This is a genomic window from Mesorhizobium sp. M2A.F.Ca.ET.067.02.1.1 (assembly GCF_004023285.1).
Lineage (GTDB): Bacteria > Pseudomonadota > Alphaproteobacteria > Rhizobiales > Rhizobiaceae > Mesorhizobium.
The window spans coordinates 1-10,610 of the sequence record NZ_RZSB01000127.1 but is presented as its reverse complement, the minus strand read 5'-3'; the positions used below and the strand labels follow the sequence as shown (position 1 = coordinate 10,610).

The 10,610-nt window shown below is 66.7% G+C and carries 11 protein-coding genes; 9 read left to right on the top strand and 2 right to left on the bottom strand.

Going from position 1 to position 10,610, the window contains the following annotated elements; genetic code table 11:
- Positions 1-295: 295 nt before the first annotated feature.
- Positions 296-484: a hypothetical protein gene (locus tag EOA28_RS12200; protein WP_127253531.1), complete on the bottom strand. Its 189-nt coding sequence runs from the start codon at positions 482-484 to the stop codon at positions 296-298.
- Between the two features lie 156 nt (positions 485-640).
- Between EOA28_RS12200 and rsmI the strand changes: the two genes are divergently transcribed.
- Both rsmI and EOA28_RS12190 read left to right on the top strand, forming a co-directional pair.
- Positions 641-1,531 (top strand): 16S rRNA (cytidine(1402)-2'-O)-methyltransferase, encoded by an 891-nt coding sequence (gene rsmI, locus EOA28_RS12195; RefSeq protein WP_245463428.1) that lies wholly within the window; start codon positions 641-643, stop codon positions 1,529-1,531.
- A gap of 59 nt (positions 1,532-1,590) precedes the next feature.
- Positions 1,591-1,968 (top strand): YraN family protein, encoded by a 378-nt coding sequence (locus EOA28_RS12190; RefSeq protein ID WP_126080309.1) that lies wholly within the window; start codon positions 1,591-1,593, stop codon positions 1,966-1,968.
- Positions 1,969-2,151: 183 nt separating this feature from the next.
- Here the strand turns inward: EOA28_RS12190 and EOA28_RS12185 are convergent, their stop codons facing one another.
- Positions 2,152-2,958, bottom strand: coding sequence for an undecaprenyl-diphosphate phosphatase (locus EOA28_RS12185; RefSeq protein WP_127253528.1), 807 nt, complete (start codon positions 2,956-2,958; stop codon positions 2,152-2,154).
- 159 nt (positions 2,959-3,117) lie between these two features.
- Here EOA28_RS12185 and EOA28_RS12180 point away from each other — a divergent pair, with 159 nt between their 5' ends.
- The 7 genes from EOA28_RS12180 to dapB form a co-directional block, all read left to right on the top strand.
- Positions 3,118-3,810 carry a glutathione S-transferase family protein gene (locus EOA28_RS12180; protein ID WP_042645260.1) on the top strand — a complete coding sequence of 231 codons (693 nt, stop codon included), beginning with the start codon at positions 3,118-3,120 and terminating at the stop codon, positions 3,808-3,810.
- Complete coding sequence (queG, locus tag EOA28_RS12175) at positions 3,791-4,942, top strand: tRNA epoxyqueuosine(34) reductase QueG (RefSeq protein WP_127253527.1); 1,152 nt, start codon at positions 3,791-3,793, stop codon at positions 4,940-4,942. Before EOA28_RS12180 ends, queG begins: the two co-directional genes overlap by 20 nt.
- On the top strand, positions 4,939-5,841 hold the full coding sequence (locus EOA28_RS12170; RefSeq protein ID WP_127253526.1) for an SDR family oxidoreductase: 903 nt from the start codon (positions 4,939-4,941) through the stop codon (positions 5,839-5,841). Before queG ends, EOA28_RS12170 begins: the two co-directional genes overlap by 4 nt.
- Before the next feature lie 82 nt (positions 5,842-5,923).
- A complete protein-coding gene (mepA, locus tag EOA28_RS12165; protein WP_127253525.1) occupies positions 5,924-7,006 on the top strand; it encodes a penicillin-insensitive murein endopeptidase in 1,083 nt (360 codons plus the stop codon).
- Between the two features lie 88 nt (positions 7,007-7,094).
- On the top strand, positions 7,095-8,114 hold the full coding sequence (locus EOA28_RS12160; RefSeq protein ID WP_127386355.1) for a glucokinase: 1,020 nt from the start codon (positions 7,095-7,097) through the stop codon (positions 8,112-8,114).
- Between the two features lie 130 nt (positions 8,115-8,244).
- A complete protein-coding gene (locus EOA28_RS12155; RefSeq protein WP_127253822.1) occupies positions 8,245-10,116 on the top strand; it encodes an ABC transporter ATP-binding protein in 1,872 nt (623 codons plus the stop codon).
- Positions 10,113-10,610: 4-hydroxy-tetrahydrodipicolinate reductase (gene dapB / locus EOA28_RS12150; protein WP_128314918.1), on the top strand; the 498-nt coding region annotated here is incomplete at its 3' end. The genes EOA28_RS12155 and dapB, both read left to right, overlap by 4 nt.

The window sequence follows — 10,610 nt, the reverse complement described above, 5'->3', positions numbered from 1 at the left end:
TATACCGCACTTGCTGCCCGCTCAGGGTCCAAGAAACTCGCCATCATCGCCGTCGCAAGGAAGCTCCTGGTCGTCCTCAACGCCATCATGCGCGACAAAACCGCATTCGCGTGAACACAGTTGCCATGCCGTGACCTATGCGAAGAGTGTTGCGGTCCAGAATTCTGCACCGTTAGTGGCACTTCGATGTAACGGCATGGATTGCAGGGTCTGTGCGCATCGCTTCGCTCCTCGCTCCGCCCTGGAATGAAGAAGCGAGAGAGGTCTTCGCCACTCGCGAAGGTCGGGGACGCTCTTAAGCGTCGTGCTTCTGGCGGTGCTTGCCGCGGTGCTTCTCGCCATGCGCGTCATCGGGGCGGGCCTGCTTCTGCTCGCTCTTGTCGCGGCGGACGCCGCTCTGGGCGGCGATGGGGTGTGAAGGGATGCCCTCGCGGGCGGTCTTGCTTTCAAGTCGGCTGATGAAGATGTCGAAGCGATTGGGCATCGTTCGGTCCTGCCTCCTCCCGGGGAATCAGGGGTTAAATTCGCCGCTGTGGGTTTCGTTCCGCACTGTGGCAAAGGCATGGCGATTTCGTAACCCGACCTCACGTTTTGCAACAGGCCGTCAGCCATGCCAAACAGGGTGAACGGAGGGTTATCCTTGACCGGCGACAGAAGCAGCTACCTGATCGGACAGACCGAGATCGCGGCGCGGGCGCTCCAGCCGGCGCTCTATCTGGTGGCGACGCCGATCGGCAATCTGGCTGATATCACGCTGCGCGCGCTGGAGACGCTGGCCGCAGCCGACATCGTCGCCTGCGAGGACACGCGCGTCTCGCGCGTGCTGCTCGAACGCTACGGCATCCGCCGCCGCACCACCGCCTATCACGAGCACAATGCGCAAGAGGCCGGGCCGAAGCTGATCGAGGCGCTGGCGGCCGGGCAGAGCGTGGCGCTGATCTCCGACGCCGGCACGCCCTTGGTTTCCGATCCCGGTTACCGGCTAGTCGGCGAGGCGCTGGAGCAGGGCATCCGCGTCGTGCCGATTCCTGGACCGTCGGCAGCGCTTGCGGCGCTGACGGCTTCCGGCCTGCCATCCGATGCTTTCCTGTTCGCCGGCTTCCTGCCGGTGAAGGCAGGGCAACGAGTGACCAAGCTCGAAACCTTCAAGGCGGTGCCGGCGACGCTGATCTTCTTCGAATCGCCCAGACGGCTGGCCGAGACGCTTGCCGCCATGGTCGAGGCACTGGGGGGCACGCGGAAGGCCGCGATCGGGCGCGAGCTGACCAAGGCTTTCGAGGAGATGCGCACCGGCACGCTGACCGAGCTGGCCGGCCACTATGCCGCCGCCGATACGCCGAAGGGCGAGATCGTCATTTGCGTCGGCCCGCCCGAAGCAGCGGAAGAGCAGCCGGCGGATATCGACCGGCTCCTGTTGTCGCTGGCGGCCGAAATGCCGGCTTCGAAGGCGGCATCGGAAGCGGCGAAGATGACCGGCGTCCAGAAACAGGCGCTCTACCGGCGGCTCTTGGAACTCAAGGACGGACCATGATCCCAAAAAGTGGAAGCCGGTTTTGGATAGGATCATGGTCGAGCAAAAAGGAGCCGACGGTGGCTGAGCGCACGGTCGGCCATCGCCGCAAGGCCTATCGGCGCGGTCATCGCGGCGAATGGCTGGCGGCGCTGGCGCTGATGCTGAAAGGCTACCGCATCCTTGCCCGCCGCCATCGCACAAGGCTCGGCGAGATCGACCTGATCGCGCGGCGCGGCGATCTCGTGCTGTTCGTCGAGGTCAAGGCGCGCCGCACGCTGATCGAGGCGATGGAAGCGATCGGCCATGAATCGGAGCGCCGCATCGAGGGCGCCGCAGATCTGTGGCTGTCGCGGCAGCCGGATTACGGGCGGCTTTCGATGCGTTTCGACATGGTGGCCGTGCTGCCCTGGCGTTGGCCGGTGCATGTCGAGAACGCGTTTTATGGGAGGAATTGAGCGGGCTTATCCCGCTATAATGGGTAGACAATCGCATATGGCAGCGCTGGCCCCCTCATCCGGCCGCTTCGCGGCCACCTTCTCCGCCGACGCCGACAGTCTCCTCTCCCCTCGGGGAGAGGTCAGCGGAGGCTGGGTGAGGGGGAGCGCGGTGTGTGGTTGCCATATCCTGCGGGCGGGTTCTCACCCCCAAACCATCAGCGCCGCCAGCCCCGCTACCCCGACCGCAAGCCGCCACCAGCCGAACAGCGCGTAGCCTTTGCGCGAGACGTAATCGAGCAGGAAGCGGACGACGATCAGCGCGGCGACGAAGGCGGCGATGAAGCCGACGGAAATGATCGGCAGGTCGGCCGAAGTCAGCACGTTGCGGTTCTTGAAGAGGTCGAAGGCGAAGGCGCCGACCATGGTAGGCATGGCGAGGAAGAAGGAGAATTCCGCCGCCGCGCGCTTGTCGACGCCCATCAGCAGCGCGCCGACGATGGTCGAGCCGGAACGCGAGGTGCCCGGGATCAGCGACAGGCACTGGAACAGGCCGATCTTGAGATAGACGCTCAACGGGAAGCGCTCGACGTCGTGATGCACCGGCTTGAAGTTGATGCGGTCGACGACGAGCAGCACCACGCCGCCAATGATCAGCATGCTGCAGATCAGTTTTGGCGATTCGAACAGATAGTTTTTGATGAAGTCGTGACCTACGGCGCCGATGACCGCGGCCGGCAGGAAGGCGATCAGGATGCCGATGACGAAATGCCTAGTCTGCGGGTCGCTGGGCAGCTTGATCAGCATCTGCCAGAGCTTGCCGAAATAGACACTCAAAATGGCCAGGATCGCGCCGAGCTGGATCAGGATCTCGAAGGCCTTGCCGGTGGAGTGGAAGCCAAGGAAATGGCCGGCAAGCAGGATGTGGCCGGTCGAGGACACCGGGATGAACTCGGTCAGGCCCTCCAAAAGCCCAAGCAACAGCGCTTCGACGATGGTCTGGCTTTCCATGGCAACCTCAGGATTTCGGGGATAGCTGGGACAACGGCTTGCTTGTCACGGCGCGGAAGTCCCCCTATAGGTCGCAACACCGTGACGGCCGCATGATGGGCCGCCAAGACTTACCGGCGCTGACACCGATTCGCCAGTGCGCCCTATCATCGCGGAACCATGCTGACGCTTTTCCATCATCCCATGTTCGCCACCTGCCGGTTCGTCCGCCTCGCCTTTGGCGAGTATGGCGAGGAGCTGGCGCTGATCGAGGAAAAGCCGTGGACGCGGCGCAAGGAGTTCCTGGCGCTGAACCCGGCCGGTACGCTGCCGATCCTGCTGGCCGAAGGCGACGTGCCGATCGTCGGCGCCATGGTGATCGCCGAATATCTCGACGAGACGCGCGGCGTGCTCAAGCGCGACAAAAGGCTGTTCGCCGAGGATCCGATGCAGCGCGCCGAAATCCGCCGGCTGACCGACTGGTATCTGGCGAAGGCCGAAAGCGAGGTCACCCGCCACCTGGTGCGCGAGCGCGTGCTGAAGCCGGTGATGCCGGAAACCGCCGGCGGCGGCTCGCCCGATTCGGCGGCGATCCGGGCGGCGCGCGCCAACATCCGCCAGCACATGAAATACACCAATTGGCTGGCCGGCACGCGCCATTGGCTGGCCGGCAACAAGGTGACCTATGCCGACCTCGCCGCGGCGGCGACGCTTTCGGTGCTCGATTATCTCGGCGAGATCGACTGGCGCGAACACAGCGCCGCGCGCGAATGGTACACGCGGGTGAAATCGCGGCCGTCGTTCCGGCCGCTGCTCTCCGACCGGGTGCGCGGCCTGTCGCCGGTGTCGCATTATGCGGACCTCGACTTCTGAAACCTTGCGCGCGCTGATCGAGGCGGAGGCGCGCCGCGCCGGCTTCGAGGCGGTCGCCGTGACACGTCCGGACGCGATCCCGCTGGCGCCCGCACGCTTGGCCGAATTCGTCGCCGACGGTTTTCACGGCTCGATGGGGTGGATCGCCGAGACGCTTGAGCGCCGGGCTGAGCCCTCGACGCTGTGGCCGGAGGTGCGCTCTATCGTCGTGCTGGCGATGAATTACGGCCCCGACCAGGATCCACGTGACATCCTCGCAAGACCCGACCGCGGCGCGATCTCGGTCTATGCGCAAAACCGCGACTATCATGACGTGATGAAGGGCCGGCTGAAGGAGATCGCCGGCAAGATCGTGGCCAAGGCGGGCGGCGACGTAAAGGTGTTCGTCGACACGGCGCCGGTGATGGAAAAGCCGCTGGCGGAAGCCGCAGGGCTCGGCTGGCAGGGCAAGCACACGAACCTGGTCAGCCGCGCGCATGGCTCCTGGCTGTTCCTCGGCACGATCTTCACCGCGGCCGAGCTGGAGCCGGACAAGCCCGAGATCGACCATTGCGGCTCCTGCCGCGCCTGCCTCGACGCCTGCCCGACCGATGCGTTTCCGGCGCCCTACCGGCTCGATGCGCGGCGCTGCATCTCCTACCTGACCATCGAGAACAAGGGGCCGATCCCGCGCGAATTCCGCGACAAGATCGGCAACCGCATCTATGGCTGCGACGACTGCCTGGCCGCCTGCCCGTGGAACAAATTCGCCCGCGCGGCCTCGGAGGCGAAGCTTGCCGCACGCGAGGATTTGCGCGAGCCGAAGCTCTCGGACCTGCTCGCGCTCGATGACGAGGCGTTCCGCGCCTTCTTCTCTGGCTCACCGATCAAGCGCATCGGCCGCGACCGTTTTGTGCGCAACGTGCTGATCGCCGCCGGCAATTCGGGCGACCCGTTGCTGGCGCCCATTGTGCGTGGCCTGCTCGGCGACGCCTCGCCGCTGGTGCGGGGTGCGGCAATCTGGGGCCTGTCGCGACTGCTCCCCGACCGCGAATTTGGCGAGCTTGCCGCCATGGCTTCGAGGACCGAGACCGATGCGGCGGTTCGCGAAGAATGGCTGGCGGGCTTGGCATCCGTAGAGGTTCATCGATGAGCGAAAGACGCTTCTTTATCTTTGGCGCCGGCTATTCCGGCAAGGCTTTCGCGCGGGCCAACGCCCAGCACGCGCCGATCTCCGGCACGACCCGGGCGCCGGAAAAGTTCGAGGCGCTGCGATCGGCCGGCATCGAGCCGCTGCAATTCGACGGCGCGCTGTCGCCCGAGCTCGGCGAGGCGCTTGCCAGGACCACGCATCTCATCGTCTCGGTCGCCCCCGACGAGGCCGGCGATCCGGTGCTGAAGGCCGCCGGCGATGCGCTGCGGGAAAAGATGCCGGCGCTGGAATGGATCGGCTATCTGTCGACCGTGGGCGTCTATGGCGACCATGGCGGCGCCTGGGTGGACGAGACCAGCGACTGCCGGCCGGTGTCGAAGCGTTCGGTGATGCGGGTGGCGGCCGAACAGGAGTGGCTGGCGCTTGGCCGCGAGATCGGCAAGCCGGCGGCCGTGCTGCGGCTTTCCGGAATCTACGGGCCCGGCCGCAACGCGCTGGCCAATCTCGAGGAGGTCACGGCGCGGCGGCTGGTCAAGCCGGGGCAGGTGTTCAACCGCATACATTGCGACGACATTGCCGGCGCGCTCTGGCACCTCGCCGGCGGCAACCTCGGCGGCATCTTCAATGTCACCGACGACGAGCCGGCGCCGCCGCAGGATGTCGTGGCCTACGCCGCCGGGCTGATGGGCGTCGAGCCGCCGCCGGAAATTCCCTTCGAGACCGCCCAACTTTCGCCCATGGCGCGTTCTTTCTATGGCGAGAACAAGCGGGTCGCCAACAAGGCGATCAAGGCGGCCGGCTATCGCTTCCGATTCCCGAACTACCGGGTGGCGCTGGAGCGGATGTGGGCCGAGGGCAACTGGCGGGACGGAGCGCCGCGCAGCCCGATGAGGCGCTGAAGATCGATGCGGGACGCGCGGCGTGGTATGATTCGTTCCTGACCGTGCCGCAAACGGATTGACTGGAGAGGGATCCGGCCTGATGAATTTGCGATCGCTGCCCGACAGGAAGCCGTTCCTGACCGCCGCGCTGGCGCTGGTGACCTTGGCTGCGCTGGTCGCGGCGGCGATTTCGGCCGAACCGCGCGCCAAGGACCTGTTCGGCACCAAGAAACTGCCTGCGGTGGTGCCCGCGCAATCCTTCGGTTTCTACTCCAAGGGCTGCTTCGCCGGCGGCGTCGCCCTGCCGATGGAAGGTCCGACCTGGGAAGTGATGCGCCCCTCGCGCAACCGGCGCTGGGGCCATCCGGCCATGATCGCGCTGATCGAAAAGCTGTCGCGCGACGCGGGAGCCGACGGCTGGCCGGGGCTTCTGGTCGGCGACGTCTCGCAGCCGCGCGGCGGACCGATGATGACCGGCCATGCCTCGCATCAGATCGGGCTCGACGCCGACATCTGGCTGACGCCGATGCCGAAGCGGCCGCTGAGCATGGCCCAGCGCGAATCGATGAGCGCCACGCTGATGGTCGACGAGAAGACGCATCTGGTGAAGGACGCGCTGTGGACGCCGGCGCACACAAGGCTGCTCAAGCGCGCCGCGAGCTATCCGGAAGTCGAGCGCATCCTGGTCAATCCCGGCATCAAGAAGGAGCTTTGCGACACCGTCACCGGCGACCGTTCCTGGCTGCGCAAGATCCGGCCGTTCTGGGGCCACGACTATCACTTCCACATGCGCATCGGCTGCCAGCCGGGCTCGCCCGGTTGCAAGGGGCAGGAGGCGACGCCCGCTGACGACGGCTGCGGCAAGCCGCTGGCCTGGTGGTTCACCGAGGAGCCGTGGCGGCCCAACAAGAACCCCGATGCGCCCAAGGCCCGCGACCTGATGACGATGGCCAATCTGCCGAAAGAGTGCCAGGCGGTGCTCGCCGCGACGGATGCGCCGTCGCTGGCGGCCGTGACCTACCAGGGCGGCAGCGCCACCGCGGTCGCCGTGGCGGAACCGCAGCCGACCGAGCCGGCGGAGACGATCTCCAGCGGCAATGCCGCGATGCCGGCGGCGGCGAGCGCTTTCGCGCCGACGCCCAAGATCGGCATTCCGCTGCCAAGGCCTAGACCGGGGAACTGACGCCGAAGCGGGCTTCCCCTTTCCGGGGTCATGCGCTAGTCAATCGATTGAAACGGCGCAGCCGCGCCGCAACGAGGACGATCAGAGCATGGCAGGCGAAGACGAGAAGGGACTGCGGTTTCCGGTCCTGATCGGCGACATTGGCGGCACCAATGCGCGTTTCTCGATCGTGCTCGACGCTAATTCCGAGGCGACCGAGCCGCAGATCGTCCAGACGGCGAATTTCAAGACCATCGACGACGCGATCCAGGCGGCGGTGCTCGACCGCTCGTCCATCCAGCCGAATTCGGCGGTGCTGGCGATCGCCGGGCCGGTCGACGGCGACGAGATTCCGCTCACCAACTGCCCCTGGGTCGTGAAGCCCCGGCAGATGATCGCCAATCTGGGCCTGACCGAGGTCGTGGTGCTCAACGATTTCGAGGCGCAGGCGCTGGCGGTCGTGGCGCTCGGCGAGGAGCATATGGAAAAGGTCGGCGGCGGCACGCCGGAACCCAATGCGAGCCGCGTCGTGCTCGGCCCCGGCACCGGCCTTGGCGTCGCCGGACTGATCTATGCGCTCGACCACTGGATCCCGGTGCCGGGCGAGGGCGGGCATATGGATATCGGCCCGCGCACGCCGCGCGACTTCGAGGTGTTCCCGCATATCGACAAGCTCGAAGGCCGCATCTCCGGCGAGCAGATCCTGTGCGGGCGCGGGCTGGTCAATGTCTATCGCGCCGTGGCCAAGGCCGATGCTAGGCATGCGCCCTTCACCACGCCGGCCGAGATCACCGCGGCGGCGCTTGCGAAATCCGACCCGATCGCCGAGGAGGCGCTGGAACTGTTCGTCACCTGCCTCGGCCGCACCGCGGGTGACCTGGCGCTGGTGTTCATGAGCCGGGGCGGTGTGTTCCTCACCGGCGGCATCGCGCAGAAGATCGTGCCGGCGCTGAAGCAAGGCAATTTCCGCGCCGCCTTCGAGGACAAGGCGCCGCACAGCGCGCTGATGCGCGAAATGCCGGTCTATGTCATCACCCATCCGCTGGCGGCGCTGCTCGGGCTTGCGGCCTATGCCAGGACGCCGTCGCTGTTCGGCGTCAACACGGCGGGGCGGCACTGGCGCGCCTGATCGCGCCCGGATTCGGGCCGGCGATCGGCCGGCGCGACGAAGTTTCGCCATAGGCAAGCCGTAGCCGGGGCGCTAAGAGGGGTGCCGAGAGGCAGCCCTGTCCGACGAAAACCCACGAAGCGCCCCTGATTTGACCGTTCAAACTTCGCTCAAACTTAAAGTCCAGCCCACCGAGGTCAGCGCGGTGCTGCGCCGCATCCTGGCCGAAAACGGCAAGGAATATCGGTGGACCTATGTCGTCGCCGTCGCCTGCCTGCTGGTTGTTTCCGGCACCACCGCCTTCACGGCGTGGATCATGGCGCCGATGATCAACCAGATCTTCTACGAACGGCGCAGCGACATGATCGTCTGGATCTGCGCCGGTTTCATGGCCGCCTCCGTGCTGCGCGGCTTCGCCGGCTACGGCCAGGCGGTCGCGCTGGCCAGGATCGGCAACAATCTGGTCGCCCGCTACCAGAAGCGCAGCTTCGACCATCTGATGAAGCTCGGCGTCGACTTCTTCAACGAGACCCGTTCCGGCCGGCTGGCGGCTCAGGTGAACGAGAATGTCGGCGGCATCCGCGATCTCCTGTCGCTGACGCTGACCTCCATCAGCCGCGACGCGGTCTCGCTCGTCGCGCTCGTCGGCGTGATGATCTACCAGGATCCGGTGCTGTCGCTGAGCTCGCTGCTGATCGGGCCGCCGCTGATCTGGGCCGTCGTCTACATCACCCGCCGCCTGCGCAAGATCAACCGCGAATCCGTGCTGATCAACTCGCGGCTGAACGGGTCGGTGCAGGAGGCCACGCAGGGCATCGCCATCGTCAAGGCCTTCACCCTGGAGGACGAGCTGGCGCGCCGCATCGGCATCATGGCCGACACGGCCGAGCAGCGTAACAACAAGATCGCCCGCGTCGCGGAGCGGCTGTCGCCGATTTCCGAAATCCTGGGCGGCCTCGCCGTCACCGCCGTGCTTGCCTATTCCGGCTATCGGGCGCTGGTGCTCGGGCAGCCACCGGGCGCGGTGTTCTCCTTCATCACCGCGCTGATCCTGGCCTACGACCCGGCGCGGCGCCTGGCGCGCACGCAGGTCGGCATGGAACGCGCCCTGGTCAACGCGCGCATGATCTACGAGCTGCTGGACCTCGAGCCGAAGCAGGGCGACGCGCCCGACGCGGTCGAGGCGAAGGTCACCACCGGGGAGGTGCGCTTCAACAATGTGACGTTCGGCTACAATGCCGACACGCCGGTGCTGCGGGACCTGAGCTTTACCGCCGCGGCCGGCAAGGTGACGGCCATCGTCGGCGCGTCGGGCGCCGGCAAGTCGACACTGGTGGCGCTGCTGCAGCGCTTCTACAACGTCGACAAGGGCTCGATCGAGGTCGACGGCCAGGACATCGCCAAGGTGACCAAGCATTCGCTGCGCCAATCGATCGCCTATGTGGCGCAGGCGCCTTATCTGTTCGAGGGCACGATCCGCGACAACATCCGCTTCGGCCGGCTGTCGGCCACCGACGCCGAGATCGAGCAGGCGGCGAAACTCGCGGCGGCCGACGAGTTCATCCGCCAGCAGCCGCAAGGCTACGACACACCGGTCGGCGAAGGCGGCTCGACGCTTTCCGGCGGCCAGCGCCAGCGCGTCTCGATCGCGCGCGCCATCGTGCGCCAGGCGCCGATCCTGCTGCTCGACGAAGCGACCTCGGCGCTCGACAACGAGGCCGAGGCGCGTGTCCAGGAGGCGCTGACCCATGTCATGGAAGGCCGCACGACGATCGTCATCGCGCACCGGCTGTCGACGGTGGTCAATGCCGACCATATCATCGTGCTGGAAGAGGGCAGGCTGGTCGAGGAAGGCACGCATGCGACGCTGATGGCCGACCCGCACGGCATCTATGCCCGCTTCCACCGGATCCAGGGCAAGAAGGGGCTGGGGCTTGTCGACGACGCCAAGGCAAGCCAGACTTCCGGCCAAACTCCGGCGCCGCGCAGCCGCGCCAGGAAGACCGTCAGGAGAAGCGCATGAGTGAAGCCGGCGATATGGGCCTGGTCGTGGTGGGCGCCGCCGGCCGCATGGGCCAGACGCTGATCCGCGCCATCCACACCATGCCCGGCGCACGCGTCGCCGCCGCGATCGAGCGGCCGGACTCCCCCCATCTCGGAAAGGACGCCGGCGAGCTTGCCGGCATCGGCATCATCAACGTGCCGATCGTCGACGACCCGCTGCCGGCCTTCGCCAGGGCAGACGGCGTGCTCGATTTCACGGCGCCGGCGGCGAGCGTCGAATTCGCCGGCTATGCCGCGCAGGCGCGCATCGTCCATGTCATCGGCACCACCGGCTGCTCAGCCGACGACGATGCCAAGATCGCCGCCGCCGCGCGCCATGCCACGATCGTCAAATCCGGCAATATGAGCCTCGGCGTCAACCTTTTGGCGGTGCTGGTCGAGCAGGCCGCTAAGGCGCTCGACCCGGAGGATTTCGACATCGAGATCCTGGAAATGCACCACCGCCCCAAGGTC